At 64.0% G+C, this 23,848-nt stretch carries 22 protein-coding genes; 18 read left to right on the plus strand and 4 right to left on the minus strand.

The genetic code is table 11. The features are described from left to right. From CK227_RS01850 to CK227_RS01885, 8 genes are all read left to right on the plus strand, one after another. Positions 1-648 carry a GNAT family N-acetyltransferase gene (locus tag CK227_RS01850; RefSeq protein ID WP_095771254.1) on the plus strand — a complete coding sequence of 216 codons (648 nt, stop codon included), beginning with the start codon at positions 1-3 and terminating at the stop codon, positions 646-648. Beyond that, positions 645-3,359 (plus strand): LuxR C-terminal-related transcriptional regulator, encoded by a 2,715-nt coding sequence (locus CK227_RS01855; RefSeq protein WP_095771456.1) that lies wholly within the window; start codon positions 645-647, stop codon positions 3,357-3,359. The genes CK227_RS01850 and CK227_RS01855 overlap by 4 nt, the downstream gene beginning before the upstream one ends. Positions 3,360-3,442: 83 nt before the next feature. Then, the gene (locus CK227_RS01860; protein ID WP_095771255.1) at positions 3,443-4,564 is read left to right on the plus strand and encodes a class II histone deacetylase; all 1,122 of its coding nucleotides are present in this window, start codon (positions 3,443-3,445) and stop codon (positions 4,562-4,564) included. After that, the gene (gene urtB, locus CK227_RS01865) at positions 4,509-5,426 is read left to right on the plus strand and encodes an urea ABC transporter permease subunit UrtB (RefSeq protein WP_245318041.1); all 918 of its coding nucleotides are present in this window, start codon (positions 4,509-4,511) and stop codon (positions 5,424-5,426) included. Before CK227_RS01860 ends, urtB begins: the two co-directional genes overlap by 56 nt. Next, entirely contained in the window at positions 5,423-6,409 is a 987-nt protein-coding gene (locus CK227_RS01870; protein ID WP_095771256.1) for a branched-chain amino acid ABC transporter permease, read from the plus strand. Before urtB ends, CK227_RS01870 begins: the two co-directional genes overlap by 4 nt. After that, positions 6,406-7,110, plus strand: coding sequence for an ATP-binding cassette domain-containing protein (locus CK227_RS01875; protein WP_095771257.1), 705 nt, complete (start codon positions 6,406-6,408; stop codon positions 7,108-7,110). The genes CK227_RS01870 and CK227_RS01875 overlap by 4 nt, the downstream gene beginning before the upstream one ends. 2 nt (positions 7,111-7,112) lie before the next feature. Next, entirely contained in the window at positions 7,113-7,814 is a 702-nt protein-coding gene (locus CK227_RS01880; RefSeq protein WP_095771258.1) for an ABC transporter ATP-binding protein, read from the plus strand. Positions 7,815-7,894: 80 nt separating this feature from the next. Continuing rightward, entirely contained in the window at positions 7,895-9,064 is a 1,170-nt protein-coding gene (locus tag CK227_RS01885; protein WP_095771259.1) for a substrate-binding protein, read from the plus strand. Positions 9,065-9,108: 44 nt separating this feature from the next. Here CK227_RS01885 and CK227_RS01890 read toward each other — a convergent pair whose 3' ends face one another. Continuing rightward, positions 9,109-10,755, minus strand: coding sequence for an acetolactate synthase large subunit (locus tag CK227_RS01890; protein ID WP_095771260.1), 1,647 nt, complete (start codon positions 10,753-10,755; stop codon positions 9,109-9,111). Positions 10,756-10,844: 89 nt separating this feature from the next. After that, positions 10,845-11,747, minus strand: coding sequence for a LysR family transcriptional regulator (locus CK227_RS01895; RefSeq protein ID WP_095771261.1), 903 nt, complete (start codon positions 11,745-11,747; stop codon positions 10,845-10,847). Positions 11,748-11,849: 102 nt separating this feature from the next. On the opposite strand from CK227_RS01895, the gene CK227_RS01900 reads away from it, so the two are divergent. The 6 genes from CK227_RS01900 to CK227_RS01925 all read left to right on the plus strand — a co-directional run bounded on the left by CK227_RS01900 (position 11,850) and on the right by CK227_RS01925 (position 17,615). Continuing rightward, positions 11,850-12,839, plus strand: coding sequence for a zinc-dependent alcohol dehydrogenase family protein (locus tag CK227_RS01900; protein ID WP_095771262.1), 990 nt, complete (start codon positions 11,850-11,852; stop codon positions 12,837-12,839). A 197-nt stretch (positions 12,840-13,036) separates the two neighbouring features. Beyond that, on the plus strand, positions 13,037-13,330 hold the full coding sequence (locus tag CK227_RS01905) for a zf-TFIIB domain-containing protein (RefSeq protein ID WP_032929194.1): 294 nt from the start codon (positions 13,037-13,039) through the stop codon (positions 13,328-13,330). 63 nt (positions 13,331-13,393) lie between these two features. Then, the gene (locus CK227_RS01910) at positions 13,394-14,380 is read left to right on the plus strand and encodes a Tim44 domain-containing protein (RefSeq protein ID WP_095771263.1); all 987 of its coding nucleotides are present in this window, start codon (positions 13,394-13,396) and stop codon (positions 14,378-14,380) included. 357 nt (positions 14,381-14,737) lie between these two features. Then, complete coding sequence (locus CK227_RS01915; protein ID WP_095771264.1) at positions 14,738-15,289, plus strand: MaoC family dehydratase; 552 nt, start codon at positions 14,738-14,740, stop codon at positions 15,287-15,289. A gap of 2 nt (positions 15,290-15,291) precedes the next feature. After that, on the plus strand, positions 15,292-16,452 hold the full coding sequence (locus CK227_RS01920; protein WP_095771458.1) for a CaiB/BaiF CoA-transferase family protein: 1,161 nt from the start codon (positions 15,292-15,294) through the stop codon (positions 16,450-16,452). A 14-nt stretch (positions 16,453-16,466) separates the two neighbouring features. Then, positions 16,467-17,615 (plus strand): extracellular solute-binding protein, encoded by a 1,149-nt coding sequence (locus CK227_RS01925; RefSeq protein ID WP_095771459.1) that lies wholly within the window; start codon positions 16,467-16,469, stop codon positions 17,613-17,615. 62 nt (positions 17,616-17,677) lie between these two features. Here CK227_RS01925 and CK227_RS01930 read toward each other — a convergent pair whose 3' ends face one another. Then, positions 17,678-18,517: an amidohydrolase gene (locus CK227_RS01930; protein WP_095771265.1), complete on the minus strand. Its 840-nt coding sequence runs from the start codon at positions 18,515-18,517 to the stop codon at positions 17,678-17,680. A gap of 65 nt (positions 18,518-18,582) precedes the next feature. After that, a complete protein-coding gene (locus CK227_RS01935) occupies positions 18,583-19,368 on the minus strand; it encodes an IclR family transcriptional regulator (RefSeq protein ID WP_095771266.1) in 786 nt (261 codons plus the stop codon). Positions 19,369-19,537: 169 nt separating this feature from the next. Between CK227_RS01935 and CK227_RS01940 the strand changes: the two genes are divergently transcribed. From CK227_RS01940 to ugpC, 4 genes are all read left to right on the plus strand, one after another. Beyond that, the gene (locus tag CK227_RS01940) at positions 19,538-20,857 is read left to right on the plus strand and encodes a sugar ABC transporter substrate-binding protein (RefSeq protein ID WP_095771267.1); all 1,320 of its coding nucleotides are present in this window, start codon (positions 19,538-19,540) and stop codon (positions 20,855-20,857) included. Positions 20,858-20,981: 124 nt separating this feature from the next. Beyond that, positions 20,982-21,878 carry a sugar ABC transporter permease gene (locus CK227_RS01945; RefSeq protein WP_095771268.1) on the plus strand — a complete coding sequence of 299 codons (897 nt, stop codon included), beginning with the start codon at positions 20,982-20,984 and terminating at the stop codon, positions 21,876-21,878. Then, positions 21,878-22,744, plus strand: coding sequence for a carbohydrate ABC transporter permease (locus CK227_RS01950; protein WP_038645102.1), 867 nt, complete (start codon positions 21,878-21,880; stop codon positions 22,742-22,744). The genes CK227_RS01945 and CK227_RS01950 overlap by 1 nt, the downstream gene beginning before the upstream one ends. A 4-nt stretch (positions 22,745-22,748) precedes the next feature. Next, complete coding sequence (ugpC, locus tag CK227_RS01955) at positions 22,749-23,846, plus strand: sn-glycerol-3-phosphate ABC transporter ATP-binding protein UgpC (protein WP_095771269.1); 1,098 nt, start codon at positions 22,749-22,751, stop codon at positions 23,844-23,846. Positions 23,847-23,848: the final 2 nt, after the last annotated feature.

A 23,848-nucleotide genomic window follows, 5' to 3' on the forward strand; every position in this document is an offset into this window, starting at 1 on the left:
ATGCAGGTCACCGAAGGCGCATTGCCGGATGAAATCACCGATCTCACGTCAGGCTACCGGCGCGTGCCGGCCGGCAAGATCGTCAATGCGGTGACATGGATGGAAGCGCGGGCGCCGGTACCAGGTCTCGCCCAGCCCCTGGCCATGACCCGGATCTCCAAGCCCGACAGCGCCGCCTACCGCGCGATCTTCCTCGTGATCGGCGCTCCCTGGCTGTGGGATCGCGCCGCCGAAATGTCGGATGCCGAAATATCAGCGCATTTCGCCGATCCGCGCCAGCATCTCTACTATGGCCATGATGACAGCGGCGGCCATGTCGGCATGGTCGAATTCCGCATGGCCGACGGCAACGAGATCGAGATCACCTATTTCGGCCTGTTCCCCGGCTTGACCGGCCGCGGCCTTGGCAAACGGCTGATGGCCGGCGCGCTCGACCAGGCATGGCGCCTCGGCCCCGGCCGCATCTGGCTGCACACCAGCAGCATCGACCATCACAGCGTCATCGGTTTCTACCGGGCTTGCGGGTTTGAGCCCTATGCGGCCGGCTTCGAAATCACCGACGATCCCCGGATCAAGGGAACCTTGCCGCGCGATGCCGCCCCGCAAATCCCGTTGATCGAAACGGAATGGGTGCCCGGCGCCAGATGAGACCGTCTTCGCAACCCGCCGGCCTGTCATCGTCTCACCATCGCCGGTGGGTGCGGCGCGAGAGCATCCTGTCGAGGCTGGAGCGGCATGTCGACACGCGCATCGTGCTGTTCGCCGCGCCCGCCGGCTTCGGCAAGTCGACGACGATGGCGCAATGGGCGGCTGAGGTCGCGCGCCACGGCCGGTTGACGGCATGGTTGTCCTGCGAGGCGACGGACAATGACGAAGGCGCCTTCCTGTCGCATCTGGTGGGGGCGCTGCGCCACCTGGTCCAGAATCCTGCCGAGCTCGACCTCGCCTTCCAGTCGAGCCCGATTCCGCAACTCGATGTGGTGCTCGCGGCGCTGGTGGCGGGTTTTGCGGCGCGCGACGCCGAAATCACCCTGTTCTTCGACGACTACCATGTCGTCGAAGCGCCAGCGGTCAAACGGTTCATGGAACGCCTGACGCGGCAGGCGCCCACCAACGTCGCCTTCATCATCGGTTCGCGCAACCTGCCCGACCTGCAGCTCGGCAAGCTCAGGGTGCTTGGCGACGTTTTCGAAATCGGCCCGGACGACCTGCGTTTTGCTTCGTCCGAAGCCGAAGCCTTCTTCAACGACAAATTGGGTCTCAGCGTCAGCAGCGGCACGGTCGAGACCCTGTGCTCGCGGACCGAGGGTTGGGCCGCCGGCCTGCAACTTGCCTCGCTGTCGCTCAGCGCCGCGCATGCACCGGAAACCGTCATCGGCAATTTCACCGGCGCCAACCGCAACGTCGCCGATTTCCTGATGGGCGAAGTCTTCCTGGGGCTACCGCCGGCCCTGGCGAAGTTCCTGCTCCACAGTTCGATCTTCGAGCGCTTCAGCGCCGAAGCGTGCCGGGCGGTCCTGCGGGCGGCGGATGCCGAGGCCGATATCACCGAGATCGAGACCCGCAATCTTTTCCTGGTGCCGCTCGATGAGGAGCGGCGCTGGTTCCGCTATCATCATCTGTTCCATGACTTCCTCAGCCGCGAAATGGAGAGGCGCGAACCGGAGATGATCGCACCGCTGCACCTGGCCGCCGCCGAATGGTTCGGCGAACGCAAGATGCTGACCGAGGCGATCGGGCATGCGCTCGCCGCCGGCGACCACGCGCGCGCGGCGGTGTTCGTCGAGAACAACGCGCTCGAGCTCATCGCCCAGTGCCAGTTGCTTTACGTGCGCCAATTGCTGGCGCTGCTGCCGAGGAAACTGGTCGACCAGCGCATCCGCCTGCAGCTCGTGGTGCTGTGGCTGGCGGTGCACAGCAGCCAGCCCGAGATCGCCCAGCAGACGCTCGCCAATGCGCGCAAGCTGGTTGAGACCGGGCCGGCCGACAGCAAGGATCCGGGTACGCTGACCGGCACCACGATCGAGGCCGAAATCGCCGTCCTCGATGCCGCCGTCCACAGCACGCTGGAGCGGTTCGAAGCCGCGCGCGACACCGCATTGGCCGCCCTGCGCATCATCGCGCCCGATGCCTGGTTCATGGAAGGGGCGACGGCCAATGTCATCGGCTACAATCTCTACGCATTGGGCGACCTCGAGGGGGCGCGGGCGGCGGTGGACGCGGCGCGCAAGGCGCATGAGCGAAGCGGCAGCCTGCTCGGCGTCACCATCGCAAATTGCTACATGGCGGTCATCGAACGCTCGGCTGGCTGTCTGCCCGCCGCCGAAAAATTGCTGCGCAACACGATCATCGAGGCCAGGACGCGCATTGGCGCGAATTCCTATGCCGAGGCGCTGGCCGGAACGCTGCTGGCCGAACTCGCCTACGAGACCAACGCATCCGGCGAGGCACTGACGCTGGTCGAGAATCTCGGGCCGCTGATCGAGGGTGCGGCGGTCATCGTCTATCCCCTGGCCAGCGTGCCGACCTATGCCCGCGTCCTGCAGTTGACCGGTCGCGGCGACGCGGCACTCGACATGCTGGAACGCGTCTACCAGCGCGTGCGTGGCTCCGTCTACCGCCGCCTCGCTTCGGTGCTGGTGCATGATCGCATCCGGCTGCTGATTGACCAGAATCGCATCGCCGAGGCACGCACCCTGCTCGACGAGCATCGCCGCGAAAGCGCGGAAGCCGCCCCCACCGTCGCCAACGAATTCGAGTTCTTCGCCGAAGGCAGGCTGCTGACGGCAGAAAAATCCTACGCGGCGGCCGCGGCGCTTTTCGACGCGCTGCTGGAGCGGACGAAAAGCAGTGGGCGCATGCGCCGCCACATACTGGCGTTGATCCTGCGTGCCAAGAGCGCCGGCCATGACCAGCGCGAGGCCGACCGTTATCTTCTCGAAGCGCTGCGCCTTGCCCAGCCTTCCGGCTTCATCCGCTCCTTCGTCGACGAAGGCAGGCCTGTGGTCGAAGCGTTGATGCGGCTGCGGGCGGCGCAAGCAAAGACCGACCCGTCGGTGTCGGCCTATGCGACGCGCATCATTGACGCCGCGCAGGCCATGCCCGTGGCGACACGAAAGTTGGCCGCACCTGCGGCTGAGAACGAACAGCTCACCCAGCGCGAATCCGAGCTGCTGCGTTGCCTGTCGGAAGGCATGTCCAACCGCGATATCGCGGTCGCGCTGTCGGTCAGCGAAACGACGGTGAAATGGCATTTGAAGAACATTTTCGGCAAACTCTCGGTCTCGAACCGCGTCCAGGCCGTGCGTGCTGCGCTGGCGGCCGCAAACCTCCGTCCCCCTCCGAAAGGAGGGGCATAGATACCAGGCACAACCCCTCTTTCGGGTCGGGCCATGGCATCGTTAGCCTGCTAGCGTCGTCCAGACTTTAAAGGACGCTGCTTATGGCGACAGGTTACGTTTTTCACGAACAGCTGATGTGGCATGACACCGGCCCCAGCGCCGACATGATGCCTCCCGGCCGTTTCGTGGAACCCGGCCGGCACCTGGAATCGCCGGGGTCGAAGCGTCGGCTGAACAACCTCATCCAGGTCAGCGGCCTGGCGCGCCATCTAGTGCCGATCCTTGCCGAGCCGGTGACGGTCGAGGATCTGCTGCGCGTGCACACGCAGCGCCATGTCGACGACATCAGGATGCTCAGCGAACGCGGTTCCGGCTTCGCCGGCCCGCAGGCGCCGATCGGCCTCAACAGTTTCGACATCGCCCTGCTCTCCGCCGGCACCACCTATGCCGCGATGCGCGCGGTGCTGACCGGCCGTGTCGACAACGCCTATGCGCTGGCGCGGCCGCCGGGGCATCATGCCGAGCCCGACCAGGCAATGGGCAACTGCCTGTTCTCCAACATCGGCGTTGCCGTGCGCCGGTTGCAGCATGAAGGCCTGCTCAGCCGCGCGGCGATAGTCGACTGGGACGTGCATCACGGCAACGGCACCGAGACGGTGTTTTATTCCGATCCGTCGGTGCTGACCATTTCCCTGCACCAGGACAATCTCTATCCGACCGGGCGCGGCGCGCTGGCCGACAATGGCAAGGGCGAAGGCGAAGGCTACAACATCAACATACCGCTGCCGGCCGGCAGCGGCACCGGCGCCTACGAAGCCACCTTCGACCGCGTCGTCGCTCCGGCGCTGCGCGCCTACAAGCCGGATCTCGTCATTGTTGCCTCCGGCTTCGATGCGTCGGGCTTCGATCCGCTCGGCCGCATGATGCTCAACAGCGAGTGCTTCCGGCGCCTCGCCGCGCGCATGGTGGCGCTGGCGGCCGAGACTTCCAACGGACGGCTGATGATGACCCATGAAGGCGGCTATTCCGAGGGCTATGTGCCGTTCTGCGGCCATGCCGTCATCGAAACGCTCGCCAATCACCGCACCGAAGTGGTCGATCCGCTGTCGGACCATATCGACGAATGGGCCGGGCAGGACTTGCAGCCGCATCAGGCCGCGGTGATCGATGCGGCCGAAGGCCTGCTCGCCGGGCTGCGCCAACGCCTCGCAAGTGCTGCCTGACACGATGGATTTTGTCGTCACCACGCTCCTCAACGCACTGACGCTGATCAGCATCCTGATGCTGGTCGGGCTCGGGCTGGCGATCAGCTTCGGCCTGATGAACGTGACCAATCTGGCGCATGGCGAATTCGTCACCGTCGGCGCCTTCGCGGTCTATTTTGTCCAGAGCGTCGGCGGCTCGTTCTGGCTGGGGCTGCTTGCTGCCCCGATCGCCGGCGCGGTGGTCGGCTGCATCCTGGAGTTCGCCATCATCCGCCATCTCTATTCGCGGCCGGTCTCGACCGTGCTCGCCACCTGGGGCGTCAGCCTGATCCTGCAGCAGGCGCTGGAACTGACCTTCGGTCTCGGCGCCAAGCCGGTTACGCCGCCGATCGAGGGCACGCTCGACCTGTTCTTCACCGTCTATCCCGCCTATCGGCTAATCCTGATCGCCATAGCCATGCTGACCTTGCTCGGTGTCGTGCTGCTCATCAGCCGGACGTCGTTCGGCCTCGACATCCGCACCGTCATCCAGAACCGCGAAATGGCCGAAGGCGTCGGCATCAACACGCGGCGTACCTACGCCATCGCCTTCACCTTCGGCGCGGCGATCGCCGGGCTCGCCGGCGGGCTGGTCGCGCCGCTGGCGATCGTGCTGCCGCAGATGGGAGTGAACTATCTCGCCAACGCCTTCTTCGTCGTGATTGTCGGTGGCGTCGGCTCGATCGGCGGTCTCGTTGCCGGAAGTGTTTTCGTCGGCGGGCTGACGAGTGTGCTCAACTACCAGATCTCGCCATCGCTGGCACAGGCGATCGTGCTGCTGGCGGCCATCGTCGCCGTGCGGCTGCGGCCCAACGGCCTGTTCAACGGAGCGTCGCGATGATCGCGCGCGACCGCAACTGGCTGGTGATCTTCGCCGTCTGCGTGACGCTCGCGATTGTCTATCCTTTCTTCGCCGACGGCTACCAGCTGACGGTGATCCGCGACGCGCTGATCTTCGGCCTGTTCGCGGCGAGCCTCGACTTCTTCTGGGGCCGCACGGGCATTCTGTGTTTCGGCCATGCCGCCTTCTTCGGCATTGGCGGCTACATCATGGCGCTCACCACCCTCAACGACGCCATCCCCTTGGGCAGCGTGCTCGGCATCCTGGGCGCGATTGCGGGTGCTGCCTTCGTCGCCGCCATTATCGGCTACTTCCTGTTCTTCGGCGGCATCCGCGGCAGCTACTTCACCATCGTGACGCTCGCCATGGGCGTCATCTGCCAGCAGGCCGCGGTCTCCTGGAGCTCGGTCACCGGCGGTGACAGCGGGCTGATCGGCATCCCGCCGATCGCGTTCGATCTCGGCGGGCTGCATGTCGATCTCAGCCAGGACCTGCCCTCCTACATCTTCGTTGCGGCGATCGTCGCGGTGGTTGTACTGGCGCTGTGGTCGATCAGCCGTGGCCGCTGGGGCATGGTGCTCACCGCCATCCAGGACAATGAAGTCCGGGCAGCCGCCCTTGGCCACAACGCGCCGCTGAGGCTGCTCGCCACCTTCGTCCTGTCCGCTGCGATCGCCGGGCTTGCCGGCGCGCTCTATGTCTGCATGGCCGGGCTGGTGGCGCCCGATTTGTCCGGGCTGCTGCTGTCGACGGAAGTCATCGTCTGGGTGGCGGTTGGCGGGCGCGGCACGCTGCTTGGTCCGGTGCTGGGCGCCATCGCCATCCAGCGCGCGCAGCAGACGATCAGCAGCTTCAACCCGAGCCTGTGGCCGCTGCTTCTCGGCTGCGTCTTCGTCGTCATCGTCTTCGTGCTGCCGGACGGCATCCTGTCGATCTATGCGCGGCTGAAGAGCCTGTTCAACGGCCGGAGGCCGGCGCGATGAGCGACGTGCTGCTTCAGGCCGAGAATGTCGGCATCCGCTTTGGCGGGCTGCAGGCGCTGGAAGCGTTGAACCTGACGGTGCGCGACAGAGAGCTGTGCTGCATCATCGGGCCGAACGGCGCCGGCAAAAGCACCTTCCTCAACCTTTTGACCGGCACGCTTCGCCCGACCAGTGGCAGCGTGCGCTTTCTCGGCCATGACATCGCCGGCCTGCCGCTGCACCGGATCGCCCGGCTCGGGATCGCCCGAAAATTCCAGATCCCGTCGGTCTTTCCGAGCCTCTCGGTCGAGGACAATCTCAAGGTCGCACGGTGGGGCGCCTCGTCACCGGTGCGTCCAGTCGGTGAACTGCTGGACCTGGTCGCGCTTGGTAACCGCGCGGCCACGCTGGCCGGCGAACTGGCGCACGGCCAGAAGCAATGGCTGGAGATCGGCATGGCGCTGGCGACCGAACCAAGGCTGCTGCTGCTCGACGAGCCGACCGCCGGCATGACGCCGCAGGAAACGCTGGCTACCGCCGAGATGCTGCTGCGGCTCAAGGGCGAGTTCTCGATCGTCGCGGTCGAGCACGACATCCGCTTCGTGCGGGCGCTGAATTGCGAGACGCTGGTGCTGCACCAGGGACGCCGGCTGCGCAGCGGTCCTTTCCACGACATCGAGACCGACGAAATGGTCCGCGATGTCTATCTGGGGAGGCGCTGACCATGCTGCGGACACTCGCGGTCTCGGCCGGCTACGGCCTGCTGCCTGTGCTGAACGGCATCGATCTCAGCGTGGCACCGGGTGAAGTCGTCGGCCTGCTTGGCCGCAATGGCGCCGGCAAGACGACGCTGCTGCGCGTCATCGCCGGCAGCCTGAAGGCGAGCGGCGGCGCCGTGGTTCTCGGCGATCAGGACCTTACCAACGCGGCGGCCTTCCGCCGGGCGTGGGCGGGCATAGCGCATGTGCCGCAGGGCCGCGGCATCTTCAACCAGCTGACCGTGCGGCAGAATTTGGAGGTCGGCACGCGCGCAGCCAGGGACCGTGGCGACGGCGGCATTCCTGACGACATCTTCGGCTATTTTCCGATCCTGCGCGAACGCGAGGCGCAAATCGCCGGCACGCTGTCGGGTGGCCAACAGCAGATGCTGGCGATCGGCCGCGCGTTGTGCGGCCTGCCTTCGGTGCTGCTGCTCGACGAGCCCTCGGAAGGCATTCAGCCGAACATCGTGCAGTCGATCGCCGAACTGGTGCCGCGCATCGCCCGCGAGCGCGGCATCGCGATCGTTCTGGTCGAGCAGAACCTCGATCTCGTTCTCAAGGCGGCGGACCGCTGCCTGGTGATGGAAAAGGGCAGGATCGTGCACGAGGGCACGCCGGCGGCGTTCGCCGACGAGAGCCTGCTGAAGGACCTGCTGGCCCTATGAGGCGCGCCTGAAGCGCACCTGGACCTGCTGACTTTGTAAGGCGTGCATGGGGCGCGCCCGGACTGGAAGGGAACATAACAATGATAAGCAGAAGAACGATCCTGAAATCCGGCGGCGCTGCCGCCGCCTTCGCCATGGTCGGCGCGCCGTCGATCCTGCGCGCCGCCGACACCGTCAAGGTCGGCCTGTCGATCCCGATCACCGGGCTGCAGGCGATCCTCGGCGAGACGCTGCTCAATTGCTACAAGCTCGCCGCCGCCGAACTCAACGCCGCCAACGGCATTGGCGGCCGCCAGATCGAACTGTTCATCGAGGACAACCAGACCACGACCAAGGGCTCGATCGACAAGGCGCGCAAGCTCATCAACGAGGACAAGGTGGATGTCGTCATGGGCACGATCATCTCGCCCGAGCGCAGCGCGACGCTGTCGGTGACCTCCAAAGCCAAGAAGCTGTTCTTCTACCCGACCAATTTCGAGGGTGGCGAATGCAATCGCTACTTCGTCGCCACCGGGCCGATCCCGATGCAGCAGGTCGACCCGATGATGCCATGGGTGGCCGAGAATCTCGGCAAGACGATCTACATCATGGCTTCCGACTATGCCTGGCCGCAGAAGATGACGGAGGCGATCACGGCAGCTTACGAGAAGACCGGCGGCAAGATCATCGGCGCCGACTACTATCCGTTCGGCACCACGGATTTCGGCCCGGCCTTCCAGAAGATCAAGTCGCTGAAGCCCGATGTCGTCTGGTCGATGGTGGTTGGCAACGATGCCGTCACGCAGCTCAAGCAGTATCGTTCTTTCGACATCAAGCAGCCGCTGATCGCGCCGCTCGACGAGGTTTTCAACAAGGACGCGCTGCCGCCAGGCGTCGCCGCCGGCACCTATGCGCCGCAGCCTTACTGGATGGCACTCGACAATCCGGTCAACAAGAAGTTCATCGCAAGCTTCCGCGAAAAGTTCGGCCAGGAGAAGATGGTGAACGGCATCGGCGAGGCCGGCTATAACGGCCTGCATCTCTATGCGCTGGCCGCCGAGAAGGCCGGGTCACTCAGGGATGACGATGTGCTCAAGGCATTGCCGACCATCGAGTTCGACGCCCCGCAAGGCAAGATCCGCGTCGATGCCTCGAACAACCACACGCTCTGCCATTCCTATGTCGGCAAGGCGGCGGCGGACGGCATCGGCTACGAGATCGCCAAGGATTTCGGCACCATCACGCCGGTCACGCCTTACTGCAAGGTGTAGGATCTTACACTCAAGCGGCCCTGACGGCGGCTTTACCGCTGCCGTCAGGGCGTCCGCGGCGCCGGCAGCCGCTCGCGCAATTCGTCGACCAGCACCCTGGTGTTTTCGGAATAGTCGATGGGCACGACGACGAGATGCACGCCGCCGCCGGTGAAGGCCCGTTCCAGCGCCGGCCGCAAATCGGCGATCTCCGTAACCCTGGTTCCCTTGGCGCCATAGGCCTCGGCGTATTTGACGAAATCGGGATTGCCGAAGGTCATGCCGAAATCCGGGAATTCGTCGACCGCCTGCTTCCAGCGGATCATGCCATAGGCATGGTCCTCCAGCAGCAGGATGACCAGGCTGAGCTTCAGCCTGACGGCGGTCTCCAGTTCCTGGCTGTTCATCATGAAGCCGCCATCGCCGCAAATGGCCATGACACGGCGCCTGGGATAAAGCAGTGATGCCATCATCGCCGACGGCAGGCCGGCGCCCATCGTGGCCAGCGCATTGTCGAGCAGCAGCGTGTTTGCCATGCGCGTGCGGTAGTTGCGTGCGAACCAGATCTTGTACATGCCGTTGTCGAGGGCGAGGATCCCGTCCGCCGGCATCACGGCGCGCACATCATGCACGATGCGCTGCGGCGTGAAGCGGTCTTCGGCGGCGCGCGCGGCGATGCGGCTCAGAATGCCTTCCCTGAGCGGCAGCAAGGCCTGCGCGTTGGGGATCTTGCCCTCGATGCGGTCCGCTAGCAGCGCCAGCGACGGGCCAAGATCGCCAACGATCTCGGCCTGCGGGAAATAGACCTGCTCGACATCGGCCGAGTGATAGCCGACATGGATGACCTTCGGCCCGTTGGCGCCCATGATGAAGGGCGGTTTCTCCACCGTGTCGTGGCCGATGGTGATGATCAGATCGGCCTGTTCGATGGCCTCGTGCACATAGTCGCGCTCCGACAGTGCCGCCGTTCCCATGTAGAGTTCGGTGCCGCCGGGCACCGTGCCCTTGCCCATCTGCGTGGTGAAATAGGGTATTTGCGTGCGCAGCACGAACTGGGCGACATCTGGGGTCACACGCGGACGCGACGCCGCCGCGCCGAACATCAGCAGCGGACGCTTGGCCTCCAAGATCATGCGGGCGGCGCGATCGAGCGCGTCCGCGCTGGCCAACGGCAGTTCGACCGGGTGCGTCGGCACCAGCGCCATCGGCTCGCACTCGGCCGCCGCAATGTCTTCCGGCAGTTCCAGATGCACCGGGCCGGGCCGCTCTTCCTGGGCAACGCGGAAGGCCTCTCGCACCAGCGAGGGGATCATCTTGGGCGAGACGATCTGGCGCGACAGCTTGGTCAGCGGCTTCATCGCCGCGACGATGTCGACGATCTGGAAGCGCGCCTGCCGCGATGACAAGATGCCCTTCTGGCCGGTGATCATGATCATCGGCATCGCGCCGAGCAGCGCATAGGCCGCGCCGGTCGTCAGATTGAGTGCGCCAGGGCCAAGCGTGGTGATGCACACGCCTGCCTTGCCGGTGAGCCTGCCATAGGTGGCGGCCATGAAAGCAGCCGCCTGCTCATGCCGGGTCAGGATCAACTGGATCGACGAGCGGCGGATCGATTCGACGATGTCGAGATTCTCCTCGCCCGGAATGCCGAAAATCCGGTCGACCCCTTCATTCTCGAGAGCCGCCACGAACAGATCCGAACCTTTGGTCATGAACCGCCTCTCCTGCAATGCACATGTTCCGCCTTCATATGGCATTGGAAAGCGGCACCTCAAAAAGCGCAAGCCTGCTCTGTTGGCGATCAGCCCATCAGTTTCGGCAGGGCGGCCGCCAGCGCATCGATGGCGAGCCTAACCTTGAGCGGCAGATGCGGCGTCTGCAGCCAGAGCGCGTGGCAGTCGTAGAGATAGTGCGGCTGGTCCGGCAACAGCGCGACCAGCCCACCGGCCTCTATGCGCGCGCGGACCAGCCACCATGGCAACCACGCCAACCCCATGCCTTCTGCCGCTGCATCGGCGATGGCATCGAGATCGTCGAGCCGCAAGCGGCCGGTCGGCATGATCTCCTGTGCGGATTGCCCTTCACGCGCAAACAGCCAGGGCTGAACGACCTGGCCAAGCCTGCGATAGACAATCGCCTGATGATCGGCGAGGTCTTCGATCCGCCGCGGCTCGCCATGAAGCCCGAGATAGGCGGGCGAGGCACAGACGACCATGCCTTGCCGCGCAACGCGGCGGGCGATGATGCCCGCCTTATCGTCCAGATCGCCGGTGCGGATGGCAAGGTCAAAGCCGTCTTCGGCAAGATCGGCGAAGCGGTCGCTGAGTGACAAATCGAGTTCCAGCATCGGATAGTGCCGCGCCAGCTTCAGCAGCACGGGGGTGACGCAGTGGCGGCCGAAATGCGCCGGCATGGTCACGCGCAGTCTGCCTCTCGGTTCCGAAAACTGGTCGGCGGCCAGCGCATCGGCGGCTTCCGCCTCGGCCAGCACGATGCGGCAGCGTTCATAATAGGCGCGACCGAAATCGGTCAGGCTCTGGCGGCGCGTGGAGCGATTGATGAGGCGAACGCCGAGCCGCTCTTCGAGAGAACGGACATGCTTGCCCACCATCGGCCCGGACAGGTCGAGCGCTACCGCCGCTGCCGCGAACGAGCCAAGGTCGACTGCCTTGACGAACACGGCCATGCTCTCGAGCCTATCCATATTCGAAACCTATGGTTTCTACTGCTTTACCCTTACGCCCATTTATCTATCAAGTCTCTGGCTACATAGCCTATTCGGTACAGATAATTTGGAGTAACCCGAATGGCTCGTACTGTCTGCTTCCATCAGCATGGCGGTCCAGAAGTCCTGCGCATCGAGGATATCGATCTCGCTCCAGCGGGTGCGGGAGAGGTTCAAATCCGCGTCAAGGCACTCGGCCTCAATCGCGCCGAGGCACTGCTGCGTGCGGGCAGCTATATCGAGATGCCCGCCCTGCCCTCCGGGCTTGGTCTCGAGGCGGCGGGAATTGTCGAAACGGTAGGCGAAGGCGTGAACGATTTCGTCCCGGGCGACGCCGTCAGCGTCATCCCGCCGCAATCGATGGCGCGCTGGCCGGCTTACGGCGAGCTGGTCACCTATCCCGCCGGGCTCATCGTCAAGCACCCACCGTCGCTCGACTGGCAGACAGCGGCGGCTGTCTGGATGCAATATCTCACCGCCTATGGCGCCCTGATCGACATCGCCAGACTGAGCAGTGTAGACGCTGTCGTCATCACCGCTGCCTCCAGCAGCGTCGGGCTTGCCGCGATCCAGATCGCCAACAAGGTTGGCGCGACAGCGATCGCGGTGACGCGAACATCGGCAAAGAAACAGGCCTTGCTCGATGCCGGCGCGGCGCATGTTGTGGTCCTGGCCGAGGAAGATGTCGCCGCACGATTGAGCGAGATCGCGGGACCGCAGGGCGTGCGCGTCGTGCTCGATGCAATCGGCGGTCCGATCTTCGAGCCGCTGACAGCGGCAATGTCAAAGGGCGGCATTCTCATCGAATATGGTGGACTGAGCCCCGAGCCGACGCCGTTCCCCTTGGCTGCCGTGTTGGGCAAGACGCTGACGTTGCGTGGTTATCTCGTGCACGAGATCACCGGCGCCCCAGAGAAGCTGGAGATCGCCAAGGCGTTCATCCTCGAAGGCCTGGAAACCGGCGCGCTGAGGCCGATCATCGACAGGATCTTTGCTTTCGACCAGATCGTCGAGGCGCACCGCTACCTCGAATCGAACGAGCAGTTCGGCAAGATCGTCGTAACGGTTTGAGCGACGGCAGCGGCCAACAAATCATTCTTGCCGGCAATATCGCCCTTGAAGGCCTGGCTCCGCATTCCTAACTCTCTGGAGCGGGCCGGGCCCCTCTGACGATCGCTTCTGGTGATTGTGATGTCGGACCGCTTTAACGGGCCCGTTTCCACCTTTTTCGGTCAAGCGGGCTCAATCCTTTCGGTTTGGAGCCCCGTATGACATCTTCCCTCCTTGGTTTGGTTTGCCCCTCCTGCCGTGTCGCGCTCGTGATGAGCGAACGCCAGGGTATCGAGATCGACTATTGTCCGCAGTGCCGTGGCGTCTGGCTTGATCGAGGCGAACTCGACAAGATCATCGAGCGTTCCGGCAGGGAGGCGTCGCCTGCGCCGCAGCCACAGCCGGCAGCCTTCTCCCAGCCGCAACACGGCCGCGATGACGACTATTCGCGCTCGCAGGGCCATCGCTATCCCAAGCGGAAGAAATCCTTCTTCGAGGAATTATTCGATTGACCGCATGACGCCCGGCGCCTGCTGAAATTTCCAAAAAACCACATCGATAAAGGTTCATCTGCGATGATGTCTCGCACCAGTCGATTTGCAACCCTGTTTGCCGGGCTGTTCCTTGCATTCTCCATGATCGCGATCGATCATGCCGAGGCGCGGCGCGGCGGCAGTTTCGGCAGTCGCGGCACGCGCACGTTCCAGTCGGCGCCGCCGACCAGGACCGCGCCGGCGCCGATCGCTCCCGTCGAGCGTTCGATGACACCCAACACCGGTGTGAACGCTGCCACCCGGCAGCCGCAGGCCGGCCCACAGCGGCCGGGCTTCATGAGCGGTTTTGGCGGAACGATGATGCGCGGCCTGCTGCTCGGCGGCCTGATCGGCCTGCTCGTCGGCCAAGGGTTCGGCGGCCTGGCCGGCATGTTCGGCTTCCTGCTTCAAGCCCTGCTCATCAGTGGCGCGATCATGCTGGCCATCCGCTTCTTCCGCTCGCGGTCGGCGCAAGGCCCCACCCCGGCGCTCGCCGGTGCCGGCAATGCCCAGGCGCCGCGATTTGAGAACCGCGCTCCGGCACAGCAGCAAACGGCCGGCTCGTTCACAATCCCCGGCTTTGGCGGAGGTTCGGGCGGAGGCTCTCCGGCTGACGTCTCCGAGGAGATCACGCTGGCTCAGAGCGACCTCGACGCATTCCAGAAGCTGTTGACCGACGTCCAGGAAGCATTTGGGCGCGAAGACCATGCCGCCCTGCGCCGGGCGACAACGCCCGAGATGGTGTCCTATCTCTCGGAAGAGCTGGCCGACAATGCCCAGAAAGGTCTTCGGAACGAGGTCTCCGATATCACCTTGCTGCAGGCCGACATCGCGGAAAGCTGGCGCGAGGACGACCGCGACTACGCCACGGCCGCGCTGCGCTACGAGTCTCGCGACGTGATGCGCGAACGCGGCAGTGGCAAGGTCGTCGAGGGCGACGAAGATCATCCGACAGAGACGACCGAACTGTGGACTTTCACGCGTCAGAATGGCTCGAGCTGGAAACTCTCGGCAATACAACAGGCCTGAGCCGGCTATTGAAAAAGGGTCGTCGCGGGGCGCCTTAGCGCACGATCCTGACGCACATAGGCGTGCCGATCTCGATGGTGCGTCCGATGTCCGTCAGCAGGCCTGCGCACTGAAATAAGGCGCCTCCCGGACCACAAAGACCAGGCAATCCTTTTTCATGATTTCCTCCCCTGCCGGCCCGCGCGTGAGCGCGCGGGATTGGCAAAATTTCGCCCGCCCTCGCTTGCAACATTGCCCCATATGTGAAAATACTATTTACAAAAGAAGATTAGCGGGAGGAGACGTCATGCAGTCCGGCGCTTTGAGGCGTGTGCATATGGCTGGCCTGAGCCTGCTGCGAGACTGCCGGAGCCGGCCATGAGCGACTTCGCACCCACTGTCGGCGTTGCCTCGACCTATCCGCAAAACATGCCTGAGGCGCACGCGGCATTGCCGGTGTGGAACGCCGAGAACTGGTTCTATGAGGACTGGCCGGTCGGCCAGAAAATCCGCTCGTTGCGGCGCACGATGGCGGAGGGCGACAGCCACCTCTTCAACACGCTGGTGCTCGACATCCACCCCTATGTGCAGGACCAGATGTTCGCCGAAAGCGAAGGCATTTTCGGCAAGCGGCTGATCGCCGGCGCTTTCGTCTTTTCGGCCGGGCTGGGGCTGGTCGCCACCAACTGCGTCAACGCCTTTTCCTATGGCTATGACAAGCTCCGTTTCATCAAGCCTGTCTTCATAGGTGACACGATCTATTCGATCCGCTCCAACCTCGACAAGAAGCCGCGCTACAGAGAGATGGGACTGATCCGTGCCAGCTACGAAGTGTTCAAGGGCGAAGGCGAGTTGGTCCTCTATTGCGAGCACCTGCAGACGGTGAAGTACCGCAACCCGGCCGATTTCGTCGGCAAGACGGAGAAATGAAAATGCCGGCTTTGGCCGAATTGCCGCTTGCCGGTCTCGTCGTCGTCGACATGAGCCAGTTTCTGTCCGGGCCTTATTGCTCGCTGCGGCTGCTCGACCTCGGTGCGCGCGTGATCAAGATCGAGCGCCCGGATGGCGGCGACCTGTCTCGCCGGCTCTACCTCAGCGACACCGAGATCGGCGGCGATTCCACGATCTTTCATGCCATCAACCGCGCCAAGGAAAGTTTTGCCATCGACCTGAAGAACGAGGCGGATCTCGAAGCGCTGCGCGGGCTTCTGGCCAAGGCCGATGTGCTTATCCAGAATTTCCGGCCCGGCGTCATCGAGCGGCTCGGCCTCGACTACGAAGCCGTCCGCAAGATCAACCCGCGGCTCGTCTACGCATCGATCAGCGGCTATGGCGAGGACGGCCCATGGGTCAAGCGGCCCGGCCAGGATTTGCTGGCGCAATCCCGTTCCGGCGTGATGTGGCTCAATGGCGACGAGGACCAGGGACCCGTGCCCTTCGGGCTGGCCATCGGCGACATGCTGGCGGGTGCCGCCTGCGCGCAAGGCATTCTGGCGGCGCTGGTGCGGCGCGGCATCACCGGCCAGGGCAGCCATATCGAAACCAGCCTCCTGGAAGCACTGGTCGACTTCCAGTTCGAGGTGCTGACCACGCATCTCAATGACGGCCGCCGCTTGCCCAGGCGCTCCAGCTTCCGCAGCGCGCATGCCTATCTCTCGGCGCCTTACGGCGTCTACCCGGCCAAGGACGGCTATCTCGCCATCGCCATGACGCCGATCCCGAAACTCGCCGACCTGCTGTCGCTCAATGAGTTGGCGCCTTATCGCGACAGACCGGCCTCGTGGTTCACCGCGCGCGACGACATCAAGGCGATCATCGCGCAGAGGATCGCCAGCAAAACCATCGACGAATGGCTTGATATTCTCGAGCCGGCCGACATCTGGTGCGCCAAGGTGCTGACCTGGCCGGAGATGCTAGCCAGTGAAGGCTTTCAGTCGCTCGACATGCTGCAGACGGTGACGCGCGAGGACGATGTCTCGATCCTCACCACCAGTTCGCCGCTCAGGGTCGACGGTGTCAGGGCCAAGGTCGATCGGGCCGCGCCGCGCATCGGCGAGCACAGTGCCGCGATCCGCGAGGAGTTCGGCCTGTGACCACGCTCAAGGGCATGACCTGGAGCCATCCGCGCGGCTATGATCCGATGGTCGCCTGCTCGTCTTTTTGGCAGCAGAGGACCGGCGTCGCCATCCACTGGGACAAGCGCTCGCTGCAGGATTTCGAATCCTTTCCGGTCGAGGAACTGGCGCGCGCCTATGATCTAATTGTCATCGACCACCCGCATGTCGGCCAGATCACGGCGGAACGCTGCCTCGCGCCGCTGGATGTCGGCGGCCGCGAGGCCGAGCGCACAGCGCTCGCCTCAGACAGCGTCGGCCAGTCCTATCCGAGCTACGCCTGGCAAGGACGGCAATGGGCGTTTCCGATCGATGCGGCCAGCCAGGTCCAGGCATGGCGGCCGGACGCGCTCGACGCGCCGCCGGCGCGCTGGAGCGAGGTGCTCGACCTCGCCCGGCAAGGCCGCGTGCTTTTGCCGTTGCGGCCGCCGCATGCGCTGATGGTGTTCTATACGCTTGCCGGCAATCTCGGGCACGCTTGCGCGACCGATCCGTCCCGCGATCTCATCGATAGCGAGACCGGCTGCGAAGTCTTCGAGATGATGCGAGAGATCGCCGCGGTGGTCGACCCGGCCTGTTTGGAGATGGATCCGATCGCGGTTTCCGAACGCATGGCGGAGGCCGATTCACGCATTGTCTGCGCTCCACTCATCTACGGCTACGTTTCCTATGCGATGTCAGGGTTTCGCGCGCACCGGCTGGCCTTCACCGACATCCCGGCTGTCGGCTCCAGCGGCCCTATCGGCTCAGCGCTCGGCGGCACGGGCATAGCGGTGTCAGCCTTTTCCAAGGCGAAAGATGCAGCGACGGACTTCGCCTATTGGGTCGCCAGCAGCGACGTGCAGCGCGGCGCCTATGCTGCTGCCGGTGGCCAACCAGGCCATGCTGCCGCCTGGGAGGACCAGACCGTCAATGCCGCGACCGGCAATTTCTATCGCGACACGCGCGCGACGCTGGAGGGCGCATGGGTGCGGCCGCGTCATGATGGCTACATGGCGTTCCAGCAGGCGGCGTCCGACCGCATCCTGTCGGCCATGACCTCCGGGCACAAAGCCGCCCGGGTCGTCGCTGATCTCGTCGGCCTGTTCCGGGAGAGTGCCGCCGCGCAGGTGTCCGGCGCCGCTGCTGAGAGAGGAGCCTGAGCGAAACCGGGCGGAGGAGAACGTCTGGGCTACGCCCCGGCGAGACGCCGAGGCAAATCCAACTATTCCAACCGCCAGAGCTTGCGGGCATTGCCCGACAGCAACCTCTCGCGCTCCGCGACGCTGCAACCGGAAAGCAGCGCGTGGGTCGCTGCCACCCAAGTCGACAAGCCGCCACCAAGCGTGCAGACCGGCCAGTCGCTGCCCCAGACCACACGGTCCCAGCCGAACGCAGCGATGCTGTGCTCGACATAGGGCCGCAGCGTCCCGACCGTCCAGCTGCCGGAATCGGCATAGGCGACCACACCGGAAATCTTGGCCATGACGTTCGGACGCCGCGCGATCTCGCTCATATGCTCGCGCCAGGGATGCTCGGCTCCGCCCTTGATGTCGGGGACGCCGCAATGGTCGAGAACGAACTGGACGTCGGGTGCGAGGTCGGCCAGCGCTATTGCTTTCGGAATCTGGTGCGGCAGCACGACGAGATCGAAAGTCAGGCCGATGCCGCCAAGCCGCTTGATGTTGTCACGAAACACCGCGCCTTCCGACAGATCATCGGGCATGACATGGAGCACGCGGCGGAAACCCCTGACGAAAGGATTTGCCCGCTGCCTTTCGAGATAGGCCGGGAAATCCGCGTCTTCCGGCCGGCAGGACGCGATCGCCCCGACCAGCATGCTGCCGGCCTGTCGCGACAGACCTTCCACCCGTGCGGTCTCGGCTTCAATGTCAGCCGGATCGACATCGACCTCCATGTGCAGCACGCGCTCGACGCCGACACGCTGCGCCTCGGTGGCATAGTCCTCGTAGGAGAAATCGCGGTTGAGCGGCGGCACGCCGGCAAGCCAGGGATAGCGCAAGGCCGAGCGATCGATGAGATGCAGATGGGTGTCGATGATCACTGGAGCTCCTCCAAATTGGCGTTGTCAAATCATCTCACGGAGGAATTCTTCATTCAAATAAGAATTTATGCTGCCGACCCTACAGCCGATCCGGCCAGATGCGACAGCTTCTCGCACGTCGCCAGCAACAGCTCGATCGTCCTGGTGATATCGGGCGCGGACGGCGCATTGACCACGGTAATGTAGGGAATGGACAGGGCGGCGATGGCCTTGCCGTCGGAACTGCGCACCGGAGCCGACAGGTTGAAGACGCCGGCGGTCTGCATCGAGGCCATCATCTCGTAGCCACGGTCGCGGATCTGGTCGAGCCGGGTGAAGAACTCGGTCGATTGGGCCGTCTTGTCGGTGCTGCGGACGTGTTCGGAGATCATCATCTGCCGCTCTTCCTGCGAGCGGAAGGCAAGCAGTACATGGCCCGAACCGGTGTCGAACAGGCTGATGTGGGAACCCACCCGGATCGAGATGCCCCAGTAGTTCGGCGCCTCCTGCTGGGCGATGACGACGGCGGAACCGCGATCAAAAACAACGAGTTGATTGGCCTGCTGCGAGGTCTCGGCCAGTTCGCGCATCAGCGGCGTGGCGTAGGAAACCAGCCGCCGCACCGGAGCGTGCAGTTGCGCCAGGCCGAACAGTTTCAGCGTCAGCGAATAGCGGTCACCATCCAGCCTTGTGACATAGCCGCGCCGCACCAGCCGGTCGAGCATGCGATAGAATTCGTTCGGGCTGCGGTCGAGTTTCTTGGCGATTTCGGCCTGGGTCAGGCCTCCGTCGACGCCGGCCAGCAGTTCGAGGATGTCGAGCCCCTTGTCGAGCGCCGGCGCGCGGTAGCGCTCGTCTTCGCTGTCGTCCATGGCTCATCCCTCCAGTGAATTCGATTCTTCATATACGCAGGAATGCGGCCGGCGGAAACAAATTTCGCCTTGACGTACGTATGAATGTTTTGTTTGTATATGAATGTCGCATTTCCTGTCACGTGGACAGGTTGCGGTCGCCGCTAAGGCGCACCCAGGGAGGAAACCAATGAACAGACTGCTTTCCGGCGTCTCCGCCGGCGCATTGGTGCTTGCATTCGGTGCAGGCACGGCCCTTGCCGGCGACCTGCCCGGCAAGTTCGAAGGCGTCACCGTCGACGTGAAACTGATCGGCGGCCAGCAATATGAAAAGCTCTATGAGCGCATTCCTGAATGGGAGAAGGCCACCGGCGCCAAGGTCAACATCCTGACCAAGAAGAATGGCTTCGACATCGACAAGGAATTGAAGTCCGACATCGCCTCTGGCAGCACCAACTGGTGCGTCGGCTGGAACCATTCGTCCTTCGCGCCGCAATATACCGGCATCTACACAGACCTCAGCAAATTGCTACCCAAGGAAGAGATCGACGCCTTCGTGCCGTCGACGATCAAGGCGGCAACCATCGACGGCAAGCTGGAGATGCTGCCGCGCGCGCAGTTCGACGTCTCGGCGCTCTACTACCAGAAGAGCCTCTACGAGAACGCCGACAACAAGGCCAAGTTCAAGGCCAAATACGGCTATGACCTGGTGCCGCCGGACAGCTGGAAGGAAGTCACCGACCAGGCCGAGTTCTTCGCCAACCCGCCCAATTTCTACGGCACGCAGTTCGCCGGCAAGGAAGAGGCGATCAATGGCCGCTTCTACGAGATGGTGATCGCCGAGGGCGGCGAGTATCTCGACAAGGACGGCAAGCCGGTCTTCAACTCGGAGGCCGGCATCCGGGCGCTCGACTGGTTCGTCAATCTCTACAAGGCCAAGGCCGTGCCGGCCGGAACGACCAACTATCTCTGGGACGATCTCGGCCAGGGCTTTGCCTCGGGCACCGTCGCCATCAATTTGGACTGGCCGGGCTGGGCCGGCTTCTTCAACGACCCGAAGTCGTCGAAGGTGGCGGGCAATGTCGGCGTGAAGGTCGCGCCGAAGGGTTCTTCCGGCAAGCGCACTGGCTGGTCCGGTTTCCACGGTTTCTCGGTGACCGAGAACTGCCCGAACAAGGAGGCCGCAGCCTCGCTGGTTTGGTGGCTGACCAATGAGGACAGCCAGAAGCTGGAAGCCGCAGCAGGCCCGCTGCCGACACGCACGGCCGTGTGGGATTGGGACTTGAAGCAGGCCGAAAACGATCCCTACAAGAAGGAGGTTCTTTCCGCCTTCCAGGAAGAAGCCAAGCACGCCTTCGCCGTGCCGCAGACGCCTGAGTGGATCGAGATTTCGAACGCCGTCTATCCTGAGCTGCAGGCGGCGATCCTGGGCGACAAGACCTCCAAGCAGGCATTGGACGAAGCCGCCGCCAAGGCGACGCAGATCCTGCAGGATGCCGGCAAGCTTTAGAACAGTCCCAAGGCTGCCTCCCCCATGACGAATGGGGGAGGCGATCGCGTCTCGTCGGAAGCTCCGCGATGCACATCGCCTTTCGGTGTCCCACCCACGCAATGCAAAACCCCACAGGATTCTGATGAAGGGCTTCAAGCCATCGGCGCCATTTCTGCTGCTGCTTCCAGCCTTCATCGTGCTGGCCGCGGTCGTCGTCGTGCCGCTGCTTCTGTCGCTCTATTCCAGCTTCACACCGTTCCGCCTGACCAGGCCCGAAACGTTCTTCGTCTTCGTCGGCTTCAGGAACTATCTCTCGATCCTGGCCAACTCCGATTTCTGGTGGGCGTTCGGGCGCACGGTGCTGCTGCTGACCATCGCGCTCAATCTCGAAATGCTGCTAGGCCTGGGGCTCGCCATGCTGGTCGAGAAGGCGACGCGCGGCCAGCGCATCCTGCGCACGCTGATGATGTTTCCGATGATGTTCTCGCCGATCCTCGTCGGCTTCCAGTTCAAGTTCATGTTCAACGACAATATCGGCCTGGTGAACAACGCCCTGCAGTCGCTCGGCATCACCAGGGATGCCATCCCGTGGCTGATCGAGGGCCACCTCGCCTTCATCGCCATCTCGGTCGCCGAGATATGGTCGTCGACCGCGATCTTCGCGATCCTGATCCTCGCCGGACTGCTCGCAATGCCCAAGGAACCGATCGAGGCGGCGCGGGTCGATGGCTGCACGCCGTGGCAGACCTTCCGCTATGTGACGTGGCCGTTCGTCATGCCTTTCGCCTATATCGCCATGACCATCCGTTCGCTCGACGTGGCGCGCGCCTATGACATCGTCAAGATCATGACCGATGGCGGACCGGCGGGCCGCACCGAGCTGTTGTGGACGCTGGTGGCACGCACCGCCTACAGCGACGGCCGCATGGGCATGGCGAACGCCATGGCCTACTTCTCGATCCTGCTGTCGATCGCCTTCACCGTCTATTTCTTCAACAAGCTCGCCGCGGCGCGCACGCAGATCGGTGCGGAGTGGTGATGGACGAGAATTCTTCCGCCCGCCTGAAGCGCCGGCTGCTGGGCATCGTCCATCGCGTCGGCCTGTTCCTGGCGATGCTGACGATCTGCCTGCCCGGCCTCTGGATCGTGCTGTCCTCTCTCCGGCCGACCGTCGAGATCATGGCCAAGCCGCCGGTGTGGATCCCGCAGGAGATCTCGTTCGACGCTTACATCGCAATGTTCTCAGGCATCGGCAAAGGCGGCATCCCGGTCATCGAATATTTCCGCAACTCGCTGATCATCTCGGTGACCTCGACGATCATTGCGGTGGCCATCGGCATGGCCGGCGGCTATGCCTTCGCGCGCTACCGCTTCCGCGGCAAATCGAGCGTGTTCCTCGGCCTGATGCTGACGCGCACGGTGCCTGGCATCGCGCTGTCGCTGCCTTTGTTCTTCCTCTATGTGCGGCTCGGCATCATCGACACGCATTTCGGGCTGATCCTGGCCTATGTCGCGCTCAACGTGCCGTTCACCATCTGGCTGATCGACGGCTTCTTCCGCCAGGTGCCGAAAGACCTCGCGGAGGCAGCACAAATCGATGGCTGCACGCGCTGGCAGGCTTTCTGGCAGGTCGAGTTTCCGCTCGCCGGACCGGGCATCGCTTCCGCCGCCATCTTTGCCTTCCTGACCTGCTGGAACGAGTTCGCGCTGGCTTCGCAGCTGACCCGTTCGGTGAGCGCCAAGACGCTGCCGGTCGGCCTGCTCGACTACACGGCCGAATTCACCATCGACTGGCGCGGCATGTGCGCGCTGGCCGTGGTGATGATCATTCCCGCACTCACCCTCACCTACATCGTCCAGAAACACCTTGTCGGCGGCCTGACCTCCGGCGCGGTGAAAGGCTGATCCCATGGCAACCGTTTCCCTCAAAAAGCTGACCAAGCGCTACGGCAATATCGGGATCGTGCATGGCATCGATCTCGATATCGCCGACCGCGAATTCATCGCGCTGGTCGGCCCGTCGGGCTGCGGAAAGTCGACGACTTTGCGCATGATCGCCGGACTGGAAGAAATCAGCGCCGGCTCGATCGAGATCGGCGGACGTATCGTCAACGATCTGCCGCCGCGCTCGCGCAACATCTCGATGGTGTTCCAGTCCTATGCGCTCTATCCGCATATGACGGTGCGCGAAAACCTCGGCTTCTCGCTGAAGATCGCCGGCGCGGCCAAGGAAGACATGGAGCGCCGCGTCGCCGAGGCCTCGGCCATTCTCGGCCTCGATACGCTGCTCGACCGCCGCCCGTCGCAACTGTCGGGCGGCCAGCGCCAGCGCGTAGCCATGGGCCGCGCCATCGTGCGCGACCCTGACGTGTTTCTCTTCGACGAGCCGCTTTCCAATCTCGACGCCAAGCTCAGGACGCAGATGCGCACCGAGATCAAGAAGCTCCATACCAAGGTGCAGTCGACGGTGATCTACGTCACCCACGACCAGGTCGAGGCGATGACGCTTGCCGACCGCATCGTCATCATGCGCGACGGCCATATCGAACAGGTCGGCACGCCAGACGAAGTCTTCCGCCGCCCGGCGACACGCTTCGTCGCCGGCTTCATCGGTTCGCCGCCGATGAATTTGCACGAGGCGACTGTCGACGACGGCCAACTGGTTTTCGCCAGCGGCGAAAAGCTGCCGCTGCCCGCCCAGTTCAAGGCCAATGTCGCGACCGGCGACAAGGTCGTGTTCGGTCTGCGGCCTGATGACATCTATCCGACCGGCCATGGCATCAGCTCCGGCGGCGCGGCCGACGTCCATCAGATCGAGCTGCCGATCACCGTCACCGAACCGCTCGGCAACGAGACGCTGGTGTTCGTCGAGTTCAACGGCACGGACTGGGTTTCGCGCATGCTGAACCCGCGCCCGTTGCGCTCCGGCGAGCGGGTGGCGATGAGCCTCGACCTGTCGCAGGCGCATCTGTTTGCCGCCGAGACCGGAAAGACATTGCGGAGCTGACC

This window comes from Mesorhizobium sp. WSM4308 (assembly GCF_002294905.1).
Taxonomy (GTDB): domain Bacteria; phylum Pseudomonadota; class Alphaproteobacteria; order Rhizobiales; family Rhizobiaceae; genus Mesorhizobium.

Excerpts from the sequence above, each read along its gene's own strand:
- CK227_RS01850 (WP_095771254.1), top strand. The coding sequence starts at position 1 with ATGCAGGTCACCGAAGGCGCATTGCCGGATGAAATCACCGATCTCACG.
- CK227_RS01855 (WP_095771456.1), top strand. The coding sequence starts at position 645 with ATGAGACCGTCTTCGCAACCCGCCGGCCTGTCATCGTCTCACCATCGC.
- CK227_RS01860 (WP_095771255.1), top strand. The coding sequence starts at position 3,443 with ATGGCGACAGGTTACGTTTTTCACGAACAGCTGATGTGGCATGACACC.
- urtB (WP_245318041.1), top strand. The coding sequence starts at position 4,509 with ATGCGGCCGAAGGCCTGCTCGCCGGGCTGCGCCAACGCCTCGCAAGTG.
- CK227_RS01870 (WP_095771256.1), top strand. The coding sequence starts at position 5,423 with ATGATCGCGCGCGACCGCAACTGGCTGGTGATCTTCGCCGTCTGCGTG.
- CK227_RS01875 (WP_095771257.1), top strand. The coding sequence starts at position 6,406 with ATGAGCGACGTGCTGCTTCAGGCCGAGAATGTCGGCATCCGCTTTGGC.
- CK227_RS01880 (WP_095771258.1), top strand. The coding sequence starts at position 7,113 with ATGCTGCGGACACTCGCGGTCTCGGCCGGCTACGGCCTGCTGCCTGTG.
- CK227_RS01885 (WP_095771259.1), top strand. The coding sequence starts at position 7,895 with ATGATAAGCAGAAGAACGATCCTGAAATCCGGCGGCGCTGCCGCCGCC.
- CK227_RS01890 (WP_095771260.1), bottom strand. The coding sequence starts at position 10,755 with ATGACCAAAGGTTCGGATCTGTTCGTGGCGGCTCTCGAGAATGAAGGG.
- CK227_RS01895 (WP_095771261.1), bottom strand. The coding sequence starts at position 11,747 with ATGGATAGGCTCGAGAGCATGGCCGTGTTCGTCAAGGCAGTCGACCTT.
- CK227_RS01900 (WP_095771262.1), top strand. The coding sequence starts at position 11,850 with ATGGCTCGTACTGTCTGCTTCCATCAGCATGGCGGTCCAGAAGTCCTG.
- CK227_RS01905 (WP_032929194.1), top strand. The coding sequence starts at position 13,037 with ATGACATCTTCCCTCCTTGGTTTGGTTTGCCCCTCCTGCCGTGTCGCG.
- CK227_RS01910 (WP_095771263.1), top strand. The coding sequence starts at position 13,394 with ATGATGTCTCGCACCAGTCGATTTGCAACCCTGTTTGCCGGGCTGTTC.
- CK227_RS01915 (WP_095771264.1), top strand. The coding sequence starts at position 14,738 with ATGAGCGACTTCGCACCCACTGTCGGCGTTGCCTCGACCTATCCGCAA.
- CK227_RS01920 (WP_095771458.1), top strand. The coding sequence starts at position 15,292 with ATGCCGGCTTTGGCCGAATTGCCGCTTGCCGGTCTCGTCGTCGTCGAC.
- CK227_RS01925 (WP_095771459.1), top strand. The coding sequence starts at position 16,467 with ATGACCTGGAGCCATCCGCGCGGCTATGATCCGATGGTCGCCTGCTCG.
- CK227_RS01935 (WP_095771266.1), bottom strand. The coding sequence starts at position 19,368 with ATGGACGACAGCGAAGACGAGCGCTACCGCGCGCCGGCGCTCGACAAG.
- CK227_RS01940 (WP_095771267.1), top strand. The coding sequence starts at position 19,538 with ATGAACAGACTGCTTTCCGGCGTCTCCGCCGGCGCATTGGTGCTTGCA.
- CK227_RS01945 (WP_095771268.1), top strand. The coding sequence starts at position 20,982 with ATGAAGGGCTTCAAGCCATCGGCGCCATTTCTGCTGCTGCTTCCAGCC.
- CK227_RS01950 (WP_038645102.1), top strand. The coding sequence starts at position 21,878 with ATGGACGAGAATTCTTCCGCCCGCCTGAAGCGCCGGCTGCTGGGCATC.
- ugpC (WP_095771269.1), top strand. The coding sequence starts at position 22,749 with ATGGCAACCGTTTCCCTCAAAAAGCTGACCAAGCGCTACGGCAATATC.